This is a genomic window from Romboutsia sp. D33t1_170424_H2, assembly GCF_015669105.1.
Classification (GTDB): domain Bacteria; phylum Bacillota; class Clostridia; order Peptostreptococcales; family Peptostreptococcaceae; genus Romboutsia_C; species Romboutsia_C hominis.
In genome coordinates this window covers 91,060-115,703 of sequence record NZ_JADOZQ010000001.1, presented here as the reverse complement: position 1 = coordinate 115,703, position 24,644 = coordinate 91,060, and the positions used below count along the sequence as shown (strand labels likewise).

General features: G+C 28.2%; 22 protein-coding genes and 1 pseudogene. 3 read left to right on the top strand and 20 right to left on the bottom strand.

What is annotated here, in order from left to right; translation table 11 throughout:
- Nucleotides 1–7: 7 nt before the first annotated feature.
- From I4U66_RS00605 to I4U66_RS00575, 8 genes and pseudogenes are all read right to left on the bottom strand, one after another.
- Nucleotides 8–706 (bottom strand): LytR/AlgR family response regulator transcription factor, encoded by a 699-nt coding sequence (locus I4U66_RS00605; RefSeq protein WP_166504927.1) that lies wholly within the window; start codon nt 704–706, stop codon nt 8–10.
- A 271-nt stretch (nt 707–977) separates the two neighbouring features.
- Nucleotides 978–1,124 carry a hypothetical protein gene (locus I4U66_RS14625; RefSeq protein ID WP_207743608.1) on the bottom strand — a complete coding sequence of 49 codons (147 nt, stop codon included), beginning with the start codon at nt 1,122–1,124 and terminating at the stop codon, nt 978–980.
- Nucleotides 1,079–1,183, bottom strand: a pseudogene (locus tag I4U66_RS14955) (hypothetical protein); the annotation flags it as partial. The gene I4U66_RS14625 and the pseudogene I4U66_RS14955, both read right to left, overlap by 46 nt.
- A gap of 142 nt (nt 1,184–1,325) precedes the next feature.
- On the bottom strand, nt 1,326–2,387 hold the full coding sequence (locus I4U66_RS00595) for an SH3 domain-containing protein (protein WP_166504926.1): 1,062 nt from the start codon (nt 2,385–2,387) through the stop codon (nt 1,326–1,328).
- Nucleotides 2,388–3,338: 951 nt separating this feature from the next.
- Nucleotides 3,339–4,106 (bottom strand): ABC transporter ATP-binding protein, encoded by a 768-nt coding sequence (locus tag I4U66_RS00590; protein WP_166504925.1) that lies wholly within the window; start codon nt 4,104–4,106, stop codon nt 3,339–3,341.
- Nucleotides 4,106–5,197, bottom strand: coding sequence for a FecCD family ABC transporter permease (locus tag I4U66_RS00585; RefSeq protein ID WP_243248158.1), 1,092 nt, complete (start codon nt 5,195–5,197; stop codon nt 4,106–4,108). The genes I4U66_RS00590 and I4U66_RS00585 overlap by 1 nt, the downstream gene beginning before the upstream one ends.
- A 10-nt stretch (nt 5,198–5,207) precedes the next feature.
- Nucleotides 5,208–6,221: an ABC transporter substrate-binding protein gene (locus I4U66_RS00580; RefSeq protein ID WP_195928299.1), complete on the bottom strand. Its 1,014-nt coding sequence runs from the start codon at nt 6,219–6,221 to the stop codon at nt 5,208–5,210.
- A gap of 348 nt (nt 6,222–6,569) precedes the next feature.
- The gene (locus tag I4U66_RS00575) at nt 6,570–7,508 is read right to left on the bottom strand and encodes an ROK family protein (protein ID WP_092927154.1); all 939 of its coding nucleotides are present in this window, start codon (nt 7,506–7,508) and stop codon (nt 6,570–6,572) included.
- A 249-nt stretch (nt 7,509–7,757) separates the two neighbouring features.
- On the opposite strand from I4U66_RS00575, the gene I4U66_RS00570 reads away from it, so the two are divergent.
- Entirely contained in the window at nt 7,758–8,300 is a 543-nt protein-coding gene (locus I4U66_RS00570) for a hypothetical protein (protein ID WP_092927156.1), read from the top strand.
- A gap of 107 nt (nt 8,301–8,407) precedes the next feature.
- Nucleotides 8,408–9,595, top strand: coding sequence for an SAM-dependent methyltransferase (locus I4U66_RS00565; RefSeq protein ID WP_092927158.1), 1,188 nt, complete (start codon nt 8,408–8,410; stop codon nt 9,593–9,595).
- A 125-nt stretch (nt 9,596–9,720) separates the two neighbouring features.
- Here the strand turns inward: I4U66_RS00565 and dnaJ are convergent, their stop codons facing one another.
- The 10 genes from dnaJ to gpr form a co-directional block, all read right to left on the bottom strand.
- The gene (dnaJ, locus tag I4U66_RS00560; protein ID WP_166504913.1) at nt 9,721–10,875 is read right to left on the bottom strand and encodes a molecular chaperone DnaJ; all 1,155 of its coding nucleotides are present in this window, start codon (nt 10,873–10,875) and stop codon (nt 9,721–9,723) included.
- Between the two features lie 148 nt (nt 10,876–11,023).
- Nucleotides 11,024–12,862 carry a molecular chaperone DnaK gene (gene dnaK, locus I4U66_RS00555; protein ID WP_195236823.1) on the bottom strand — a complete coding sequence of 613 codons (1,839 nt, stop codon included), beginning with the start codon at nt 12,860–12,862 and terminating at the stop codon, nt 11,024–11,026.
- A gap of 156 nt (nt 12,863–13,018) precedes the next feature.
- Nucleotides 13,019–13,576 (bottom strand): nucleotide exchange factor GrpE, encoded by a 558-nt coding sequence (grpE, locus tag I4U66_RS00550; RefSeq protein WP_207741676.1) that lies wholly within the window; start codon nt 13,574–13,576, stop codon nt 13,019–13,021.
- An 18-nt stretch (nt 13,577–13,594) separates the two neighbouring features.
- Nucleotides 13,595–14,611: a heat-inducible transcriptional repressor HrcA gene (gene hrcA / locus I4U66_RS00545; RefSeq protein WP_195580852.1), complete on the bottom strand. Its 1,017-nt coding sequence runs from the start codon at nt 14,609–14,611 to the stop codon at nt 13,595–13,597.
- A 99-nt stretch (nt 14,612–14,710) separates the two neighbouring features.
- Nucleotides 14,711–15,853: a radical SAM family heme chaperone HemW gene (gene hemW, locus I4U66_RS00540; protein ID WP_195928298.1), complete on the bottom strand. Its 1,143-nt coding sequence runs from the start codon at nt 15,851–15,853 to the stop codon at nt 14,711–14,713.
- 149 nt (nt 15,854–16,002) lie between these two features.
- Entirely contained in the window at nt 16,003–17,319 is a 1,317-nt protein-coding gene (locus I4U66_RS00535) for an APC family permease (protein WP_195928297.1), read from the bottom strand.
- Nucleotides 17,320–17,496: 177 nt separating this feature from the next.
- Nucleotides 17,497–19,302: a translation elongation factor 4 gene (gene lepA, locus I4U66_RS00530; RefSeq protein WP_166504910.1), complete on the bottom strand. Its 1,806-nt coding sequence runs from the start codon at nt 19,300–19,302 to the stop codon at nt 17,497–17,499.
- A gap of 133 nt (nt 19,303–19,435) precedes the next feature.
- On the bottom strand, nt 19,436–19,696 hold the full coding sequence (locus I4U66_RS00525; RefSeq protein ID WP_195580849.1) for a hypothetical protein: 261 nt from the start codon (nt 19,694–19,696) through the stop codon (nt 19,436–19,438).
- 9 nt (nt 19,697–19,705) lie between these two features.
- Complete coding sequence (gene spoIIP, locus I4U66_RS00520; protein ID WP_195580848.1) at nt 19,706–20,647, bottom strand: stage II sporulation protein P; 942 nt, start codon at nt 20,645–20,647, stop codon at nt 19,706–19,708.
- 12 nt (nt 20,648–20,659) lie between these two features.
- The gene (gene gpr, locus I4U66_RS00515) at nt 20,660–21,616 is read right to left on the bottom strand and encodes a GPR endopeptidase (RefSeq protein WP_195580847.1); all 957 of its coding nucleotides are present in this window, start codon (nt 21,614–21,616) and stop codon (nt 20,660–20,662) included.
- Between the two features lie 279 nt (nt 21,617–21,895).
- On the opposite strand from gpr, the gene rpsT reads away from it, so the two are divergent.
- Complete coding sequence (gene rpsT, locus I4U66_RS00510; protein ID WP_092927179.1) at nt 21,896–22,162, top strand: 30S ribosomal protein S20; 267 nt, start codon at nt 21,896–21,898, stop codon at nt 22,160–22,162.
- Between the two features lie 148 nt (nt 22,163–22,310).
- Here rpsT and holA read toward each other — a convergent pair whose 3' ends face one another.
- Entirely contained in the window at nt 22,311–23,363 is a 1,053-nt protein-coding gene (holA, locus tag I4U66_RS00505) for a DNA polymerase III subunit delta (RefSeq protein ID WP_195928296.1), read from the bottom strand.
- Nucleotides 23,332–24,597: a ComEC/Rec2 family competence protein gene (locus I4U66_RS00500; RefSeq protein WP_195928295.1), complete on the bottom strand. Its 1,266-nt coding sequence runs from the start codon at nt 24,595–24,597 to the stop codon at nt 23,332–23,334. The genes holA and I4U66_RS00500 overlap by 32 nt, the downstream gene beginning before the upstream one ends.
- Between the last annotated feature and the right edge of the window lie 47 nt (nt 24,598–24,644).

The window sequence follows — 24,644 nt, the reverse complement described above, 5'->3', positions numbered from 1 at the left end:
ATACTATTTAGCATGAACAATTTCCAAATAAATTATCTAATCTTATCTTAAGTTCTTTATTCTTAGATCTACTTATAGGTATTTCAAATCCTCCTATAATTATAGATTTTTCCCTTAGTTCTTGGATTTTCTTTAAATTTACTAAATAACTATGATGACATCTGTAAAAGTTATAACCTAAAACTTTTCCTTCTAATCTTCTCATACTAGCTTCGATAGTATAAGTTTTTTCTTCTGTATATATTGTAACTTCTTTTTTCCTAACCTCAGCATAAAGTATATCTCTAACTGGCAATACTAAAGTTTTTTTCCTAGATTGTATGGATATTATACTATGTTTTTCTAAATATTCTTTTATAGACTTTCTAAGCTGAAGTCTTATTTCCTCATACTTTAAAGGCTTAGCTAAGCATCTATAAGCTCTTGTTTCAAAAATATAATCTGCTGGCGTAGTAAACATTACCTCTACATTCTTATCAATTTCTCTTATTTTTCTGGCAATATCCGTGCTGCTTATTCCGTTAATTTTAATGTCTAAAAATAATATATCTAAATTTTTAGGATAGTCATTTAATAATTCTTCTTTACAAGAGTATTTAAGCAAATTATATTCTATACTCTCATCTTTTAAAATTTTATCTATATGCTTTTCTAATATTCCTATATTTAATACATCATCATCGCAAATGGCTAACGTAAAGCTCATATTTACTCCCCCTATGTTTCTATATTTAAATTAAAATAAATATCAATAGAGATTTATAAAATTAAAATCTTTATATGTAAAAAAATATTGTCATCTTTATATTACTATATTTTTAATTTATAAACTACTTTTATCTAATATATAATTAGTAGGATATACATTTTTGCATTAATTAATAAAACAAATAACTAATATAACCTTCCTAAATAAAAATAAAAGCCTTCTTTTTTAATATTTTAAAAGAAGGCTTTTGTTTAAGTTTAATCATATATTATATTTCTATTTTTTTCAAAACACCTAAAAATGTTGCTAAGTCATTATCTGGCGTACTTATATGTCTTATATTAAATGTATCTACTAAGTATTGAAGCACATTAGGACGTCTTGAAGTGCTGCTATTTCTGAAGTCTTTCCACATACTCCAACTTTAGTACATCCCTTACTTCCTGATGTTTGTTCACATTGATAACAAAACATTGGATAATCAATATAGTACCTCCTTATTTTTTCATTCTATAATAGATTTACTATATCTCGTCTATATATAATTACTTATAAAATTTTATTTAAACAAAAGCCAAGATTAAATTAATTTAATCTTGGCTTTTTCAATTTATATTTATCCTAATATTTGTATTTCTATATTTTGTCTACCAAAGTTTGTACATTGTTGCTCACTACCCATGAATATATCTATCTTATTACCTTTTATAGCTCCACCACAGTCTTCTGCAACGAATACTTTGTCAAACATAGGTATATAAACTTTAGTTCCATAAGGTATAACAGATGGATCTACTGCTATTGTTCCCCACTTAGGAGTAGTTCCTGTAGCTGTTATGCTATGTCCTGAATAAGCACTTGCATTTACAGTAAGTTTACGCCCTTTAGTGTTTGATGTAGCTTTCTCTTCCTTAACTGGCTCTTTTTTCTCAACTACATTAGATTTACTTGCTGAAGTCTTTGGACTATCTGACGTAGTATTTGATACTACATTATTTACTTTTTCTACTCTTTCTAATTGTTGCATTTGAGCTAATTCTTGTTGTCTTTTAGCCTCTTCTTCTTTTTGCTTTCTTTCTTGAGATTCTGTTAATACATATTCAGCAGAAACCCAACCAGTTTTTTCTTCTTTTTTATCATCATTTGAAGCTTCTTTTTCTGATTTTGTAGCTTCATCTTCTACTAACTTAACTTGGTGCCATACTTCTTTTGTATCTTTATTTTCATCTTTAATCTCTGCTGTTTTTAACACTTCAACAACAGTATTATTCTTTAATGTTTCTAACTTTTCTTCATCTGTAGATGGTCCTTTTCTTAAGTTTAATTCATCTACATTTACCTTAGCTTTTTCTTTAACTGTAAATTCACCACTTACCCAACCTTCTTTTCCATCAGAAAGTTTTATCTTATCCCATCCATCTTTAGTTTCTAATACTTCTACGACAGAACCTTCTTTTAAAGCACCTATTTTGTCTTCATCTTCAGATGGTCCTTTTCTTATATTTAATATATCTGCAACTACTATTTCATTGTTTTCTATTTTCATTTCTTGTTTTTTATCTGAATTTACTTCCACTTTGTTATCTGCATATATATTCCCAGCTGATGCGTACATCCCACCTATTACTAACCCTAATGCCAATATCGTTGATTTATTCATTCTCTTTTTCAAACTCATAAAAACCTCCTAATAAGTAAAATTATATATTATTAACTATCTCATATTTTTTAATTCATATTCTTTTGTTTGTTACTTTTTTGTAACTTTTCTTAACTTGTTATTAATCTTAATACACTTTTTAGGATTTGTAAACACCATTTTAGGCAAAAATTAAAAAAGGGTAACAAATTAGTTACAAATTGTAACAGTCTTAATCTATTGAAGTTCCAACGTTTCTTAAACATTAGATTTTGCTAAAAAATTTTAAAAAATTTTTTTTTAAAAATAGCTATTTAAGCATAAATTTTTGCCTAAATAGCTATTTTAATCATACTTACTAACTATTATTTTTACTAGTAATTAGTAAAAAATAGTTACAATATTAGCTTCATTTTTTATTTTTATATTCATATATAAATTTTATTAAAAACATTAAATTTATATATTAAATTTATAGTCAAATTAAGCTGTAACTTTTGCTTTTTTAGCTTTTACCATTCTTAGTTGATAATAATTTACTCTTAACAACTTATAAAAAATATTCATGTATAAAATCATCTAATGATAAAATATTTAATAAAAAATTAACGATATTATATGATTTAAAGTCTTATATCAGTGTTATTTTATCTGTTAATTTATACTAATATTTAATACTAAAATAAGTTTATAGATATCCATGTAAATTAATTTATAAAACCTAGTTATTTCAAGATATCCACCTTATTTTTTATTATTTTTTTCAATTTTTTCTTCTATTTAAAATGAAACCTGTAAAATATATTTATTTTTTATATTTAATATAAATTTTATAATTTAAGTCTATTAAGTTATTTTTAAAGTATAAGTAAACTATAAAGAACGAATATTTTGACTTTTGTACAATAATTAAACAATATCTTCAAATATAAAAGTAGTAGTTTTAAATCCTATTAAAACTACTACTTTATTTATATATTATTTATTTACCTACTTATATATATTATAAGAAATACTCACTAATTTACCATTTTCATCCTTGTTAATTATAGCATCAACTTCGTAGACTTCTTTTATAAGTTCTTTAGTCATAACCTCACTAGGAGTCCCATATGCTATAATTTCTCCATCCTTTAAAACATATATTTTATCACAGTACATTAATGCAATATTTAAATCATGTATTGCAGCTATTACTTCTATATTTAACCCTTTTACAATACTCATTAATTGTAATTGATGCTTGATGTCTAAATGATTTGTAGGTTCATCTAATACTAAACAATCCGTTTGTTGAGCAAGTGCTCTTGCTAGTATTATCCTCTGTTGTTCTCCTCCTGATAAAGTATTAAAACTTCTTTCCTTAAAATCTGTCATACCTACTTTTTCTAAAGCAGCATCAACAATCTCAAAGTCCTCTTTAGAATCTCTCTCCATTATCTTTTTATGAGGTGATCTTCCCATAAGAACAATATCATACACCTTAAAATCAAAATCATAATAGTTATGTTGAGATAATACAGCTAGTTTCTTAGCACTCTCCTTAATAGGTATAGTTGATAGGTTTTCATCACCTAACATAATAACTCCGCTAGATGGCTTTAAATTTCTGTAAATACATTTTAAGAGAGTGGATTTTCCACTCCCATTTGGACCTATTATTCCAACAAATTCTTTATTTTCAACATTTATATCTATTCCTTTTAATATGTTTTTGTTACCAATACTTAGTTTTACACCTTCTGTTTTTATGTTCATTAACTTTTACCTCCAAAACCATAAGTCTTTCTAATCATTAACCAAACAAAACAAGGTGAGCCTATAATAGATATAAGAATTCCTATAGGTATTTCCGTTCCTTTTATTATACTTCTTGATAATACATCTGCCCATATCAAAAATATTGCACCTAATATAGAAGCTACTGGAATTAATTTTTTATGATCTGTACCAAATATCATTCTAACTATATGAGGTATAATAAGACCTACAAATCCTATCATTCCAGATGAATAAACTAATAGTCCTATCATAAGAGAGGTTATAATAAGGTATAAATGTCTATATTTATGAAGATCAGTTCCTAGCGTAACTGCAACTTCATCCCCAAGTAACATTAAGTTTAAAATTCTAGATTGAGTAGCGAAAAATACTAACCCAATTAATATAGAAGGAAGTATAAATACTATTTGTTCCCATTTAGCACCAGCTAGGCTTCCCATAAGCCAAAAAGTTATCTTTTGCACACCTTGTGCGTCATCTGTGATATAAATTATAAAACTAGAAAATGCACTACATACAGAACTAAGTGCCATACCTGCTAATAATAATTTTACAGAGTTTGCTCTTCCTCCTATATTAGATATAATTAAGACTGATATAGATACTGCAAATGCTCCTATAAACCCTGCAATCCCAATATAGTTTCCACCAAATACACTTCCAACTCCTAACATTATGGCTAATGTTGCACCTAGTGATGCTCCTGATGATACTCCTAATATATATGGGTCTGCTAATGGGTTTTTTACTATAGCTTGCATAACTATTCCAACTACAGATAAACCTATTCCAACTGCAATAGCAAGAACTATTCTTGGTAATCTTATAAGCCATACTACATCATGAACTGCGCCATTTGATATTACTTCATTTTGACTTAAATTAAATATCTTATTTATTATAATAGTGTAAACTTCTCGAATGCTTATATCTACTGAACCGATTGTTACAGCAAATCCTATCGATAAAAATAATAATACTAATAATACAACAGAAACACCTATATATATAGGTGTCTCCTTAAATAATTTTTTCTTACTTGATGATAGATTCATTCTATTCTCCATAAAGTTGCTCCTACTTATTTAAGTTTGGATATAATCCTTTTGCAAATACATTTATTCCATCTATTGTCCTTATCCCACTGCAATACATATCTCCTAGTGGTATAGGGTTAACTCTATTATTTTTTACTGCTTTTAAGCTTGAAAGAGCAGGATTTTTTAGTATTTTATCAACTTCTTCTTGCCCTGCTTTTTCATCTCCTCTGTTCATGTAAACGACAAATATTGAATCTGGATTTAATTTTATTAAATCTTCTTCTCCAATATTTCCACCTTCAGGATTTAATACTTTACCACCTAATCTAGTTACCATATCTCCACCTAAAGTTTTTGCCCCATAAGTATATATCTTACCATCCATATACTCTATTATTAAAGTTGTTTGTTCTTTTTGGCCTTTAACATTTTTAGATGCTTCACCTATCTTTGTATTTATTTCATCAGTTATTTTCTCAGCTTTATCTTCTACATTAAATATTTTTCCTAGGTTTAGTATATCTGTAATTTCATTTTCAACGGTTCTTTCTTCAGCCACTCCACTATTTAGAGCCATATATGTATTTATACCATTTTTGTGCCAATAATCAACATCACCTAACTTCTTGTCATCAAATAAAGAGTGCCAAGATAATATAAAGTCTGGTTGCTCCATTAATACAGTTTCTTTATCTGGCGCAAATTGGTCTGAATAATTTATTTTAGAGAAAGCTTTTTTATATTCATCTTTAACTTCATGATCAAGTCCTGCTGCTAATTTTATTTTATCCTCTAACCCTAATGCTAACATAGTTTCTATTGAGTTTTGATATATAGCAACAACATTTTCTGGCTCTTTTTCAAAAGTTATTTCTACTGGTTCTTTTTTATAATTATGAGTTGTTATAGTAACTGGATAATGTGAATTAGTTTTACTTGATGACTTTACATCACTTTCAGTTTTTTCAGTTTTTGTTCCACTACATCCTGTTATTCCTAGTATCATTATAGAACTTAATATTATAGCTATACTTTTTTTCAATTTTTTCATATTATTCCCCCAAATTTTGTCATTTAACTATTGATATTATAACACACATTTATTTTGTTTTATTGTCGAAATTTACGAACAATTATGTCGTTATTGTGTCATTTTTAGGACATCTTATATAAATTTAATATTTGTTCAAATTTTATCTACTAATTATGTATTTATTTTGGGATATAAACCTTTTGCAAAAGTTTTTATAATAAAAGTATAATCACTTTATTTTAATGTTAGCTCTAAATAAAAATTTAAAAACACTATGTCCTAAGTATTGCCTTTAAAAATTTACATAAAAATAAATCTTAAGAATATTTTTTCTTAAGATTTATTTTTAGATAGTTATGTTTATTTTTAACTTAAAAATGCCGCTCCTATTATACCCGCATCGGCTCCTAAATTTGCACATACTATGTCTGCAAATTCATTGTTTTTGAATACAAGCTGCTCTCTTACTAATTCTTTTAATCCAGGAAGTATAATGTCACTAGCTCCTGACACTCCTCCACCTAGTGATATTATATCTGGGTCTAATGTACTTACCATATTAGCTATTGCCTTAGATAAGTAAAGTTTAAATCTATTTATAGTTTCTACTGCCACTTCATCATTTTCTCTATAAGCATCAAACACTATTTTAGCATTTATATCTTCTGCATTACCATTTGCCATATCTAATATTATACTTGCTCTTCCTTCATTTATTAGCCTTTGTGCATACTTTATTATGGCTGTTGCCGAGCAAAAGGTTTCTAAACACCCGTTATTTCCACAATTACAGTCAAAGTAATTCTCACCTATTATAACATGTCCTAGTTCAGATCCCATACCATGTGCACCTGAAAATGCTTTACCGTTTATTATTATTCCACCGCCTACACCAGTTCCTAGTGTATACATAACAGCACAATTTTTTCCTTTCATACTACCTGATTTAGCTTCTGCTAATGCTGCAACTGTTGCATCGTTTTCAGCATATACATCAATCTCATTAAATTTATTTTTTAAAGACTCTATAAAATTAACGTCTTTCCAACCTAAGTTTACAGCAGTTGCCATACCTTGTTTATTTATAAAACCTGGTACACCAAATCCTATAGACTTTATATCTCTCATATCTAAATTATTTTCTTTTAGTAATCCCCTCACTAAATATTCTATATCATTCATAACATTTTCAAATCCATCTAAAGAATTAGTCTTACACTCTTTTCTAAAAAGTATTTCACCATTTTCATTAACTATCCCTGCTTGTATTCCTGTTCCTCCAATATCCACTCCTACAAAATACATGCTTCTCCTCCTTAGTAAATCTAATTATAACATGGTAATTTTTTAACTTAATTATATTATAAATGCTACCTTAATTTAATTCTATCTTATATTATTAATTTTTTTACCAAAATTTAAATTATTTATTTTTTTCTAAAAATAAATTCCTTTTCAATTGAAAATACAATCTAAAAAAACATTTTCTTTATTATATATTTCCAATGATTTATACTATATAGTATATATAATAACAACTTAAGGGGGTTTATTATGGAAAGATTTGAGAGATTAAAGTTATTTAAAGATATACAAAAAGTATCAGATAAATATAAGAATTTGCAACTTAAAGATGGTAATAAAGAAATAGAAGACAATATAAAATTAAATTCACTACTTGGATTTTATAAAGAAAAAATAGATGATATAACAAACCGTTCTAATATTTTGTTAATAAAAACTAAGGATGAATTAAAAGACAAAAATTTTAAAGATATACATAAAGTTTTAGTAGATTTAAATACTTTCTCACTTCAAAAATTTAAATCAGTAAAAGATGAAAATATAGATTCAACTACTGTTATGGCAGTAACTCATGCTACAGTTGATGAACTTAATCTTATAAATGAATCTATAAGAAATAAAGAGTATTTAAACGATAAATATACATACTTTTATATTTATGAAAAAGTTTTATTAAATGCATTCATAACATTCCTGGCTTTAAAGGAGATGGATATGAATAAAAAAACTATCTCAGACCTTTCTCAGGGTATATTTACCCAACTTCAAACATTAGCGATAATATCTATATAAAATTAAAAAAATAGGAATGTATTTAAATATATTTCTATTTTTTATATAATATTTTGTTTTCATATGGTAATTTTTGGGTATGGTTTTTATAGAGGTGAAAAATTATTATGAACAGCATAGACAAAATATTTATAAAAGAATTTCTTTCAAAACTTGACTCAAGTACATTTGAGGTAAAACTTTGGGATGGAGAAGAATTCTTAATTGGGCAAGATGAGCCTAAGTTTAAGGTTTACTTTAATAAGCCAATTAGTAAAAAAGATTTATTAAATAGTACATCATTGGCTTTAGGGGAAGCATACATGAAAAAAGATATTGATATTGATGGTGATTTACTACTAGTCTTAGATGCTTTATTTAGCTGTCAAAAAGAACATTTTCATACTAACTTTGCAAAATTATCAAAACTATTCCATAAAGCAGGAAATGAAAAGAATCAAAAATTAGAGGTTTGTTCTCACTATGATATAGGAAATGATTTCTATAGCCTTTGGCTAGACGATACTTTAAGTTATTCTTGTGCTTACTTCGAAAATGATGATGATACTTTATACCAAGCTCAAATGAACAAAATACATCATATTTTAAAAAAATTAGATCTATCAGAAGGTGAAACTTTACTAGATATAGGATGTGGTTGGGGATATCTTCTTATAGAAGCCGCTAAGAAATATAAAATTAAAGGAACTGGTATTACACTAAGTGAGGAACAATATAAAAGATTTAATGAAAGAATAGTAGAGGAAGGACTTCAAGACTATTTACAAGTAAAACTTATGGACTATAGAAATCTTGAAACATCTGGTATGATGTTTGATAAAATTGTAAGTGTTGGTATGTTAGAACATGTTGGTCGTGAACACTATGATTTATACTTTAAAAATGTAAATAGTGTATTAAAACCTAAAGGGTTATTCTTATTACATTATATAAGTGGTTTAGTTGAATCTCCTGGCGATGCTTGGATTAGAAAATACATATTCCCAGGTGGAGTTATTCCTTCACTACGTGAAATTATAGACTTACTTCCTAAATATAATTTTTATACATTAGATGTTGAAAGTTTAAGAAGACATTATACTAAAACTTTAGTTGAGTGGTATAAAAACTTTGATAAACAAAGAGATGTTGTAGAGGATATGTTTGATGAAGAATTCGTAAGAATGTGGGACTTATACCTTTCTTCTTGTGCTGCTTGTTTTAATAATGGAGTTATAGACCTACATCAGATCTTAATGAGCAAAGGTGTTAATAATGAAATAAGTATGACAAGAGAATATATTTATAAAGATTAAAAAATGAGTAAATTTTATTCTATAATTTTTTAAATTATATTATGAAATGTGTACATTTTAAAAAAAAAGAGACATAGTTTAAACTATGTCTCTTTTATCTTTTGTTATATTTACTTGTTTATAAATTACTTTCTTTTAAACATGTCTTCTATTTTTTGTCCAAAAGTCTTTTTCTTTTCGTGAACATCTTCTCCACATTCTTTAGCAAATTCTCTTAGTATTTCTTTTTGCTTTTCATTTAATTTCTTAGGAGTATCAACTATAACCTTAACATATTGGTCACCTCTTGAGTTACCTCTAAGTCTTGGTATACCTTTTTCTCTTAGTCTAAATACAGTTCCAGTTTGAGTTCCTTCTGGTATTGTATACTTAACTTTTCCATCTAGTGTTGGAACTTCTATTTCATCTCCTAATGCTGCTTGAACAAATGTTATTGGCATGTCAAAGTATATATCAGTTCCTTCTCTTGTAAATAATGGATGAGGTTTAACATTAACTATTATATATAAATCTCCTCTTGGTCCACCTTTAGATCCAACTTCACCTTGACCTGATAATTTTATCATTTGTCCATCATCTATACCTGCTGGTATATCAACTTCTATAGTCTTAACTTTTCTATTATATCCCTTACCGTGACACTTTGGACATGGTGATTCTATAACTTCACCCTCTCCATTACAAGCACTACAAGGTCTGCTTGATGCTATGTTACCAAATGGAGTTCTTTGAACAGTTCTAACTTCTCCTGTACCATTACATGTTGGACAAGTTTTCTTAGATGTTCCTGGCTTAGCTCCGCTTCCATGGCATTCTTCGCACTCTTCACTTCTATTTATCTTTACAGATACTTTCTTTCCAAATGCAGCTTCTTCAAAGCTTATACTAACACTTTGTTTTATATCTGCTCCACGTTCTGGACCTCTTCTTCTGGCTCTACCACTGCTAAATCCACCTCCGAATATATCACCAAACATGTCACCAAATATATCTTCAAATCCACCGAATCCTTGACCACCAAATCCTCCTTGGCCACCAAATCCTCCTTGACCGTTTACACCATCATGTCCGAATTGATCGTACATTTGTCTTTTACTATCATCTGATAATACTTCGTACGCTTCATTTATTTCCTTGAATTTTTCTTCTGCTTCTTTATCACCAGGATTTCTATCTGGGTGATACTTCATAGCAAGTTTTCTATATGCTTTTTTAAGGGCTTGAGCATCGGCACTTTTATCTACACCAAGCACCTCATAATAATCTCTCTTAGCACTCATTATTTGTCACCACCTTTATTATTACAAAATAATAGCTTGTAGAATATCATACTACAAGCTATTATTATTTTTAAGCATTAGTCTATGACTATATACTTATGAAAAGATACTCTTTTCTATTATATATTAAACTATATATTTTCGTAACCTATTTTTCGTCATTTACTTCTGTGAAGTCAGCATCTACAACGTTATCGTCTTGAGCCCCTTGACCAGCTTCGCTACCTTGAGCCCCAGCTTCAGCTTGTGCTTGTTGATACATCATTTCAGAAACTTTATGGAATTTGTTCATAACTTCATCCATAGCTTTTCTTATTTCTTCACCTGTTGACTCTTCTTTATCTTTAACTGCCTTAAGTTCAGCTATTGCAGCTTCTATAGCGCTCTTATCTTCAGCACTTACTTTGTCACCTAATTCATTTAAAGTTTTTTCTGTTTGGTATATAGTTGAATCAGCTTGGTTTAATGCTTCTATTTTATCTTTCTTTTGCTTATCAGCTTCAGCATTCATTTCAGCTTCTTTAACTTTCTTTTCTATTTCTTCTTCACTTAAATTAGTTCCAGAAGTTATAGTAACTTTTTGCTCTTTTCCAGTTCCTAAGTCTTTAGCAGTAACGTGAACTATACCGTTAGCATCTATATCGAAAGTAACTTCTATTTGAGGTATTCCTCTTGGAGCTGGTGGTATATCAGTTAATTGGAATCTACCTAAAGTAGTGTTGTCATATGACATACTTCTTTCACCTTGAAGAACATGTATATCAACAGCAGTTTGGTTATCAGCAGCAGTTGAGAATACTTGTGACTTCTTAGTTGGTATTGTAGTATTTCTTTCTATTATTTTAGTCATTACGTTACCCATAGTTTCTATACCTAATGATAATGGAGTAACATCTAGAAGTAATAAATCATTAACATCTCCAGATAATACACCTGCTTGTATAGCAGCACCTGCAGCAACACATTCGTCTGGATTTAATCCTTTGTGTGGTTCTTTTCCTATGAATTTCTTAACAGCTTCTTGAACAGCTGGTATTCTTGTAGAACCACCAACTAATAATACATCATCTATATCAGAAGTTGAAAGACCTGCATCTTGTAATGCTCTTCTTGTTGGTTCCATAGTTTTTTCTACTAAATGAGCAGTTAACTCATCAAACTTAGCTCTTGATATATCCATAGTTAAGTGTTTTGGACCCTCAGCAGTAGCTGTTATGAAAGGTAAGTTTACGTTAGTTGTCATTGTTGATGATAACTCTTTTTTAGCCTTTTCAGCAGCTTCTTTTAATCTTTGAAGAGCCATATTATCATTTCTTAAGTCTACACCTTCAGCTTTTTTGAATTCTTCAGCTAAGTAGTCTATTAATACTTGGTCAAAGTCATCTCCACCTAATCTGTTGTTACCAGCAGTAGCTAAAACTTCGAAAGTTCCATCTCCTATTTCAAGAACTGAAACGTCAAATGTTCCTCCACCTAAGTCAAATACTAATATTTTTTTATCTTGGTCTAACTTATCCATACCATAAGCAAGTGCAGCAGCAGTTGGCTCATTTATTATTCTCTTAACATCAAGTCCTGCTATTCTACCTGCATCTTTTGTTGCTTGTCTTTGAGCATCTGTGAAGTATGCTGGAACTGTTATAACAGCTTCAGTTACAGGTTGCCCTAAGTAGCTTTCTGCATCTGCTTTTAATTTTTGTAAGATTATAGCTGATATTTCTTGTGGTGTATAATCTTTACCATCTATATTAACTTTGTAATCTGTTCCCATGTGAGTTTTTATTGATATTATAGTTCTATCTGCATTTGTAACAGCTTGTCTTTTTGCAGGCTCCCCTACTATTCTATCTCCGTCCTTAGTAAATGCTACTACTGATGGAGTAGTTCTCATACCTTCTGCATTAGTTATTATTTGTGGTTCTCCACCTTCTAATACCGCTACACAAGAGTTTGTTGTTCCTAAGTCAATTCCTATTATTTTTCCCATGACCAAATTCCTCCTAAATAATTTTTTATGATTTTTATTCTATATAGAATTTAGTTATTATTTATTTTATATATTTAAATATCTAAGTTCTAATTTTGCTAGAACATAAGATATATTTTAGCTAAATTCTTAAACTTTATTGCTATTTATATCAAACTAGCAAGATACTTTAACCATACTTGGTCTTAATACTTTATTTCCTAGTTTGTATCCTTTTTGAAGTACCATTACAACCTTATTTGCTTCAACTCCATCAACACTTTCTTGCATTACTGCTAAGTGTAAATTTGGATCAAAGTCTGCATTTTCAGCTTCTATTGCTTCAACTCCATACTTTGTAAGTATTCCTTGAAGTTGCTTATATACTAAGTCTATTCCTTGGTACATACTTCCTTCTTTGTCATCACAAGCTTCTAAAGCTCTTTCCATACTATCGATAACAGGTATTATATCGTTTAGTATTTTTTCATTTGCAAATAATCCTATAGTTTCTTTTTCTTCATTTGTTCTTCTTCTATAGTTTGCATATTCTGCTTGAAGTCTTTGATGCTTATCATTAAGAGCCTCTAATTCTTCTCTTAATTTATTTTCTTCTAATTTGTCATTTATATCTGTAACATTGTCTTCTACAACTTCCTCAGTCGTTTCTTCAATTTCACTTGAAGTTTCTAATTCTTCTTTTACATTTTCTTTTTCTAAATTATTTTCTTGCAATATGTTACACCCCTTAATCTATTTTTTGTTAAAAATCAAACTCATATAATTAACAATTGTATAAATCTTAGCATAGTCCATTCTTGTAGGCCCTATAAAACTTATACGCCCTACTAGATCTCTACTTATATTATAAGTTGCTGTAACTATACTACAATCTTGCGCTAACTCAAAATCATTATCACTACCAATGATTATATTAACATTATCCTTCTGTATACCTTTTGACTTAGCCATACTAGATATCATTTCCTTATGTTCTAGCATATGTAAAAATGACTTGGCCTTAAGTACATCATTAAATTCAGGATAGTTGAATATATTAGTTGCTCCACTTAGTGAAATTGATGTATCATCATTGGCATCAAAATTTAGTGCATCTATTAATTCATCTATTAACACTGCATGTTCACTTATTTCATATTTTATAAATGCTATAAGTTTTTCATCTAAATCAACTATACTTTTTCCTGATAATTTTCTAGTTAGATTGTCAGAAATTATGTTTAATTTTGATTGATCTAAATGAGTGTTAGTAGCTAAATTTACATTTTTTATATCACCTTTATCTGTAACAACTATTAATAAAATGTTGTTATCACTCATACTAACTAACTGTATGTGTTTTATAACACTTTGATTAACTAAGTTTTTAGTAACAGCTACAGTTGTATAATTAGTAATTTCTGACAATAGCTTAGAAGTCTCATGAATTAAATCTCTTATATCATTAACATTTTTATTTATACAACTCTCTATTAAAATTTTCTCTTCATCACTAAGTTCACTTTGACTCATAAGAGAATCTACATAAAGCTTGTATCCTTTCTCAGATGGAACTCTACCTGCCGAGGTATGTGGCTGGATTAAATATCCTAATTCTTCAAGGTCAGCCATTTCATTCCTTATAGTGGCAGCACTTACACCTAAGTCATGTTTTTTTGATATAGTTCGTGAGCCTACAGCCTCAGCTGTTTCTATATAATCTTTAACTATAGCTTTGAGGATCTTTAATTTTCTTTCATTTAATTCCATCACCTTCACTCCTCGCTGTTAGCACTCACTACTTTCGAGTGCTAAAAAGATTATATATATTATATATCATTTTATTTTATTCTTGTCAACACTTTCTAATTAATTTATGAATTCAACAAATACAGAATTTGATATTTCTCTCCCCTTTTGGGTAAGCTTAATACCTACTTTACTTTCTTTTATTAAGTCTTTATTTTTCAAATCCTCAATTTGCTTATTATATTTATTTTTGAATTCTATATTAAATTCTTTTTTAAAGTCCTCAAAATATATCCCTTCATTCATTCTAAGTCCCATAAATATTTTTTCTTGTATTTTATCTTCTATACTTAAATTTTCTAAATTACTTATAGGTTTTTCATTTTTTTCTATCATATGATGATACTCATCTAGATTTTCTACATTATTATATCTAATATTTCCTAGATATCCAGATGCCCCTGCACCTAACCCTATATAATGATAACACTTCCAGTATAGTATATTATGCTTACACTCAAAACCTGGCTTTGAATAGTTTGATATTTCATATTGATTGTACCCATTTTGTTTTAGGTAATTTATTGTGTGATTATACATATTTATATCTGTATCTTCATCTATAAGTTCAAATTCATTGTCTTCATACATATCATATAACTTTGTGCCCTCTTCTAATATAAGTGAATAAGCTGATATATGTGATGGGTTTAATGAAATAATTTTTTCTAAGCTTTCTTTCCATTCATCAATGTTATGATTTGGAAGTGCATACATTAAATCTACATTTATATTATCAAAACCAACATCTAAAGCTTCTTTATAATTTTTCTCAAACTCTTCATATGTATGGATTCTTCCTATTTCCTTTAGTTTATTATTTTGTACTGCCTGAAGACCTATACTTAATCTGTTTACTCCACACTTTTTCATAGTTTCTAATTTTTCTCTTGTTAATGTTCCTGGATTGCACTCCATAGTTACTTCAGCATTATCTTTTATATTGAAGTTCTTATAAATATTATTAAATATTTCTTCAATTTCATTAGATGTTAGTATGCTTGGAGTTCCTCCCCCTAAAAATATACTACATATTTCTTTTTCATAATTTTCTTTTTCTATATCTTTCTTATAAAGTTCCATTTCCTTTTTTAAATCATCTATGTATCTTTTCTTTAAGTTTACATCTAATTTGTATGAATTAAAGTCACAGTAGTTACACTTACTCACACAAAATGGAATATGTATATATAATCCTAACATTTATTTTTCTCCTATTCATATATTGCTTACATTATTAAATATATTTTACTATATTATAACAATATATATGTGATAGTTGTTATCTATTTAAAAATGCTTTATTAATTTAAAATAGATAAAAGGCACCTAAATGTAAAGATGCCTTTTACTTATCTTAATTTAATTTTATAAGAATATACTAGTAAACCAATAAGTGTAACTATTATTCCTCCTAATGAAACTAAAGTCATTGTTATTAATTGATTTATTATAACAAAAAGTCCACCTAGTATAGCAACAATAGGAACAATTGGGTATAATGGAACCTTATAAGGTCTTACCATATCTGGTTTTTCTTTTCTAAGCTTAACTACTCCATAGAAAGTAAATATATAAAATAACCATATTATAAATATAGTTAGATCACTTAACAGGTTAAATTGTCCAGATAAAGCATATATACATCCAAGACCGGCTATTAACCAAATAGAGTTGTATGGAGAACCACCTTTATTTAACTTAGAAAATATTTTTGATCCTGGTAATAATCCCTCTTTTGAAAGTACATATGGTACCCTAGGTGCTGTAAGTAAATATCCATTTAGAGCACCAAATACTGATATTAGTATACCTATGGATATTAATTTTCCACCTGTATTTCCAAATATTTTTTGTGCGACAAGTGCAGCTGGAGCTACTGATGTAGCAAGTTCTGATGCTGGCGCTACCCATAAATATGCTAAGTTTATCAATATATATACAGCCATAACTATTGATAAACCTCCAACTATAGCTAGAGGTAAATTTTTTTCTGGACTTTTCATTTCACCAGCTATAGCTCCAACATTTATCCAACCATCATAAGCAAATAGTGTAGCTATTAATACTTGTCCTAAAGATCCTATGACAGTAGTTTCACCTCCTACTAATGGTGTTAATATTAGGTTTCCATTTCCTTTTATAAATCCAAATATTATTATAAGTATTAAAGGTAATAACTTACAGATAGTAGATACAGTTTGTATAAATCCACCAAAAGATGATCCTACTGTATTTAGCAAAGCTATAAATATTATTATTCCTAAAGATACTGGTAAAACTACTACCATATTTTGCGGACCATACCCCATAATTTCTGATACCTGTTGCGAAAATATAACTGCAAGCGCTGCAATAGTACCTGGAAAATATAATACTGTTTGCATCCATCCTGTCAAGAATCCTATTTTTTCTCCATATATTTCACTGAGATAAGTCATCATTCCACCAGTTTTAGGTATGGCTGCTGATATTTCAGCTGCAGTTAATCCTGCTGTAATAGTTATAATACCACCTAATATCCATGCTATTATACCAAGACCTGGTGCACCATTAGTTGCCGTGTATATTGCTTGAGGCTTAAAAAATACTCCAGACCCTATAACCATACCAACAACTGTTGAAAGAGCTGCTGATAGTCCTATAGTACTATTAAGCTTGTCACTCATATATATCCTCCTTGTACTATTTATAGTTATGATATTTTGTATACTTTGCATTTTTTAGTATTCCCAAGTTTTTATCTATTATTAGAATTTAGATACGAGGACAGGTTTTACACAATATTTTAGTTAATATGACTTATAATTAAAAAAGTCAAAGGAAAAATCCTTTGACTTTAATTATTATTCATCTAATTTTAATACTGACATAAAGGCCTTTTGAGGAACTTCTACAGATCCGATTTGTCTCATACGCTTCTTACCTTCTTTTTGCTTTTCAAGAAGTTTCTTCTTACGAGATATATCTCCTCCATAACACTTAGCTAAAACGTCTTTTCTAAGTGCACTTATAGTTTCTCTGGCAACAACTTTATTTCCAACAGCTGCTTGTATAGGAACTGCAAACTGATGTCTTGGTATTTCATTTTTTAGCTTTTCACACATAGCTTTACCTCTTGGATAAGCACGAGATTCATGTACTATAAAGCTAAGTGCATCTACTTGCTCTTTATTTATTAATATATCAAGCTTAACAAGCTTAGAAGGAGTGTATCCCTTAATTTCATAATCTAAAGATCCATATCCTCTTGTCCTAGACTTTAATGCATCAAAGAAATCGTAAACAACTTCATTTAGTGGTAAGTCATAGTGAAGCATAACTCTCTTTTCATCTATGTATTCCATATTTATCATTGTTCCACGTCTTTCTTGACAAAGCTCCATAACAGTACCGACATAATCTTTAGGGACTATTATATCACCTTTAACGATTGGCTCTTCTATCATATTTATTTCTGATGGTTCTGGTAAGTTTGTTGGATTTTGTATCATTACAACTTCCCCATCATTTTTAGTGACTCTGTATATAACAGATGGTGCTGTTGTTACTAAGTTTAAGTCATATTCTCTTTCTAATCTTTCTTGGATTATTTCCATATGAAGTAGCCCTAAGAATCCACATCTAAATCCAAATCCTAATGCAGCTGAAGTTTCAGCCTCAAATTCTAGCGCTGCATCATTTATTTGCATCTTTTCTAATGCATCTCTTACGTTTTCGTACTTTTCACCTTCACCTGGGTATATACCACAATAAACCATTGGAGTAGCTTTTTTATATCCTGGCATAGGTTCATCAGTTGGATTATTTGCATCTGTTATTGTATCACCAACTTGACAACTTCTTATATCTTTTATACTTGCAGCTATGTATCCAACATCTCCTGCAGCTAACTCATCAAGTTCTCTTTGACCAGGAGCCATAACACCAACTTCAGTTACTTCAAACTTTTTGTTAGTATTCATCATTTTTATAGTCATACCTTTTTTAACAGTTCCTTCATAAACTCTAACATACGCTACAACACCTTTATATGCATCGTAATATGAGTCAAATATTAAAGCTTTTAAAGGAGCATCTTTATCACCTTGTGGTGCTGGTACTTTTTCTACTATGGCTTCTAATACATCTTCTATATTTAGACCACTTTTAGCTGATATTAAAGGTGCATCACTTGCATCAAGTCCTATTATATCTTCTATTTCTGTTTTTATTTCATCTGGTCTAGCACTTGGAAGATCTATCTTATTTATAACTGGTAGTATTTCTAAGTCTTGATCTAATGCTAAATAAACATTAGCTAATGTTTGAGCTTCAACACCTTGTGCTGCATCTACTACTAATAATGCACCTTCACAAGCTGCTAAACTTCTTGAAACCTCATAGTTAAAGTCAACATGTCCTGGAGTATCTATAAGATTTAAATAATATTCATTTCCATCCTTAGCCTTATAAACTAATCTAATATTTTGTAACTTTATAGTGATTCCTCTTTCTCTTTCAAGATCCATATTATCTAGTAATTGATCTTTCATTTCTCTTTCACTAACAAGTCCAGTTTTTTGTATTAATCTATCTGCTAAGGTAGACTTACCATGGTCTATATGCGCTATTATACTAAAGTTTCTAGTTCTACTTTGTTTACTGTCCACCTTTATTCCTCCTTTTTAATACTTAAAAATTTTATTCTTATTTATCATAACTTTTATTTTATAATATATCCGCATTTATGTAAATAATAAGGACAAAAAATAAGACTTAAGTGCCTATAAGTCTTATTTTTTACTATATATTAAGTTGAGAGATTAGTTTTTTAGTGTTATCTGAAAGTATCCCTAACTTATCTTCTATAAATTTTTGTAAATCTTTAATATTTTCTTCTATATTATATGTATCCTCACCTAACATACTTTTGGCACTTTGATTTATTGTAAATATACATATAAATAAGTTTGCAGTCATAATCAATATAAACAGTACTTTACTTATGAATTTTCTTTTTCTTTTTTTTATTTTTTTTTGTATATTTCTTTCAACTCTACTCATACTTCAAGTCTACTTCTTTTCTTTAAAATATTCATCTAGTATATTAGCTATATATTTTACACTATTTTGAGCCTGTTCTAAGGTTGTCCCATTACTTCCTACTTCTATAAGAATATGATTATCAGCTACATACTGATTAAATTTACCATATGGTTTTTCTATTACTGGTAAAACTAAGTCTGGGTACTTTTGTTTTGCAAAATTTGTAATATCATTAGCTAGTGCTCTTACTTCTTTTACATTTGGATTTCTTTGTCCAACTACAAATAAAAACTTAGCTACTTCTTCACCATTATAATTGGCAACCATTCTATTAGTTTCTTTATCTTTTTTTGCCTTTGTATCTAATGTTCTAGCATCTCTATGTAAATCAATGGCTATATCTATGCTGTTATGTTCACTCATTATGCTATTTATAGTTTTTAAACTATTTGAATAAGATGAGTTATAATCTGGGAAATCATGATACTTTGTACTATGAACTACACCCCATCCTTTTTTGTTTAATTCTTCTGTTAAAAGACTCCCAACAGATACTATCGACTTATTATTATCTTGACATCTATAATTATTTTCTGGATAATCTGAATAACTTTCGGATGCATGAGAATGATATATCATCATTGTTGGTTTTTCTCTTGTTATTCTTATATTATTTGTGTAATTTAATGCTACTTCATTTGAAGTCTCTTTGCTTCCTTCTTCATCACTATTATTTTCTTCCTTTATAGTAGGTATATTTTCTTCTCCTATAAAGAACTCTATATATTCTTCATCTTTACTAGTACTTTCTTTTTTTTCGTCTTCTTTTACTTCTTCTTTAGCCTCTGGATATGATGAGTTCACTAAGAATTTTAGAAAATCATCTTTACTTATGGCATATGAGACTGTTGGTAAAATACAAATTAACACACATGACATGATAAATGTCTTAATGCGTTTATTAAACATATTTTCTCCTCCTTACTTGGTTATCCTTCCCGGATGAAGAGACCTATTTAAGCCCTCGCTTATTATTATAGATAGGTTTTCTATTGTTTCGTCTATGTCTTTTGGTGTAACTATAAGATTTTTATCATATGGTTCTAATGATTCTTTAATAAGATGATACTTTTCTTCTTCTTTAAGCTTTTTTAACATATTATAGAAATTATCTGCATTCTCTGATTGATTTATAAGATTGTCTATTGCCAAATCTAATACATCACTAGTTAATGTTGCTGCATCTACTACTGTTGGAACTCCAATCGCTATAACATCTATGCCTAGATATTCTTTATTTAAAGCTTTTCTTTTATTTCCGACTCCCCCTCCAGGAGATATCCCTGCTGTTGATATTTGAATAGTTTGATTTACTCTTTCCATTTTTCTAGATGCTAATGCATCTATTGCAATAACTCTGTCTGGTTTTATTCTATCTACTAATGACTTTACAGTTTCACTTGTTTCTATACCAGTAAGTCCCATTACCCCAGGGCTTAGAGCTGATACTTCTGTAAAATCATCATCATAATCCTTATTATAATTTTTAAATATATGTCTTGTTACTAAAGTCTTAGAAACTGACTTAGGACCTAAAGCATCTGATGTTATATTCCAATTTCCTAACCCTATAACTAATGTTTTTTTAGTTTTGTCAGTACCTAATATATCTACAAGTTCATCTTTTAAGTATGTTATAACCTCTTCTCTTGATTCATCATCATCAAATTTCATTAGATTACTTTCTAAGGTTACATATTTTCCTATTCCTTTATTCATTATTTCTGCGCCTTGTTCATTTATAATCTCAACTATTGTTACTGTTGCATTGTCTAATTCCTTTTTATCTAATTTAACTCCAGGTATTTCTTTTGGTTCTTGACTTTCCTGAACTACTTCACTTGCTTCTAGTGCTAAATCTGTTCTTATATTAATCATACTAAACCTCCAGGTGTAATTTAAATGATACTTATAATTGTTGACAGTTTTTAGTATTTTAAAACCAAATCATATTTAAAAAGTTTAAATTTATAAATCTTTGAATATTTAATTTGGATGTTGTAAATTATTTTTATATAGGTTATAATCTAAAAAGTCAAAACAAAAAGATATTATAAACTTATAAATAATTATCCTTGATTTTTAGATTTATTTCTGTTAAAATCTAATATGTTGACGATGAATAAGATAATAAAGTAAACGAGGGGGTGAACCACGGTGGCAAACATAAAATCAGCTAAGAAGAGAATAAAAGTTATCGAAAAGAAAACTGCTTTAAATAGAGCTAGAAAATCTCAAGTTAAAACTGCAATAAGAAGATTCGAAGAAGCTGTTACTGCAGGAAACAGAGAGGAAGCTACTCAAAGATTCCAATTCGCTCAAAAGAAGATACAACAAGTAGCTTCAAAAGGAACTATACACAAGAACGCTGCAGCTAGAAAAGTTGCTAAGTTAGCTCAAAAGTTAAACGGAATGAACGCTTAATTAACCGTTTAAGTATAGATTTAAACCCTTGATTTATTTCAAGGGTTTTTTGTTTTGCTCAAAATTCAAAATTACCTTATAAAATTTCACCAATATATATCTAAATTTTTTATATAGAAATAAAAAATGAACCCTATTTAGAGTTCATTTATATTACATTATTAAATTCTCTTTTACAATATTTACTAACAAGCATCTCTACTGCTAATGTATCCCTAATTAACCCATTTTTTATCTTATAATCACATTCTAATATATAATTTAACATATCTATTATTATTTCATCTGAAAAGTTTCTACTTTGTTTTATAGCTTTCGTAGCTACAAATGGATGAATTTTCAGTTTTTCAGCTATTACTTTTGATGTGTACCCATCACTTTGTAATTTTCTTGATTGTACAACTACTTTAAACTGTCTTGCTATCATAGAAAATATCCCTAAAACAGATTCACCTTCATTTATCATATCGTTTAATATTTTCATGGCATTAGATGAATTTTTTTCACCTATATAATCTATTAACTTAAATATATCATTTTCTACCTTCTTTTGGGAAAGTTTATCTATTACTTCTCTACTTACAATATTTCCCTTTCCTACAAACGAACTTATTTTATTTATTTCATTTTCTAAATCCGATAATGTTTTTTCACTACTTTTATCCCTATATCCTTCTTGTTCTATAAAATACATTATCTCAGAGTTCTCTACTATTACATTATTGAGTTCAAATTTTTTTTTAACCCATTTAAATAAGTCCATATCAGATAATTTATCACAATTAAATACTATTCCTTTTTTATCTATCTTTTTTACTAGTGACTTTCTTTTATCTATATCCCCATATACTATAAATACTAAAACAGTTGTATCTGGTATATTATCTATATGGTCTATAAAATACTTTTCATCACTATCGCTAAAGTTCTTCTTTTTACCTTTTAATAATTCAAAATCTTTTACTATTACTATTTTTTTATCATCCATAAAAGGGAGTGTCTCTATAGAACTTATAACCTGATCTATAGCAGTTTCCCTTCCATCTATTATATCTAAGTTAAAATCAAGCATTCCTTCGCTTAAACTTTCTTTAAATACTTTTATTGCATTTTCTATTAAATAATATTCTTTTCCATAAAAAAGATATACATTTTCAAAGTTTCTATTTTTAATATTGCCTATAATATCCTTGTAATTCATTTGCCTGCTCCTTCATAACTTTCATTTCTTTATATATCATATATGAAAAAACTACAACATAGTAAATTATTACATATATCAAATTTGGATTTACAATCTCTAAATACAAAAAATCCAACTCACTTATTTTATTTAATATATAATATATATTATCTATTATAATATTATTAAAATACGCTATAAGCTTAGAAATACCCATGTTTACATTAAATAAAATTACACTTACAATACTCATATACATAATAATGCCTATAAAAGGAACTATTATAATATTACTAATTATTGAACTTATTGGTATTCCATTAAAATTATAATATATAATCGGTAATGTTAATATATTTGATGCTATAGTTATTGAAACTAAACTCATATTGATGCTCTTATTTATATATCCGTAAAAGTATATTATAGACAATGTAGAAAGAAAAGACAATTGGAAACTTATATTATATATAATATATGGGTTATTTATTACTAAAAATATGCCTATGAATGATAATGTACTTATACCATCTCTCTTCCTATCAGTAAATATGGATAAGTATAATATAGCAGTAAAAAATATAGCTCTAATTATAGATGGTGACTTATCAATCATCATAGAGTAAAGTGTTAGTAGAGATATAAGTATTATTAATTTATAATATTCATTGATTCTGCCTATTAAAATTGCTATAAAAACACATAAAATCCCCGTATGAAGTCCTGATATAGCAATTATATGACTTGTTCCTGTTCTTGAAAAAACTTCTTTTTGCTCACTAGTCATTTCATATTTTTCACCTAATATCAAAGAATTTATAAAATCAGAATTAACTTTGTATAAATATCTAGTTGTACTTCTTATATATATTTTTAATCTTCCTAAATATTTAAAAATCTTACTTTCACCTATAACTTTATAATCATTTAAATTTATTACTCCTTCATATCCATTGCTTCTCAAGTACTTACCATAATCAAAATCATCAAACTTCATACTATTTAGAGAATTAAATTTTCCATCTACATTTACTTTTAATCCAACCATAATATTTTTTCTCTTGGTATAATCTCTTACTAAGAATTTATCTATTATATATTCATCGTATTTCGCTTTTGTTTTTTTCCCTTTAACTATACCTATTAAATTTATATTAGATTTATCTTCATAAACATCTTCACAAAAAATATTAGTTATAGGGTATGACACTATTAATACTAATATAAATATTATAAGAAGCGGCCTTCTCATTTTTCCTCCTGCTGGTTTTTATCTTGATTATATTCAAATTTTATATT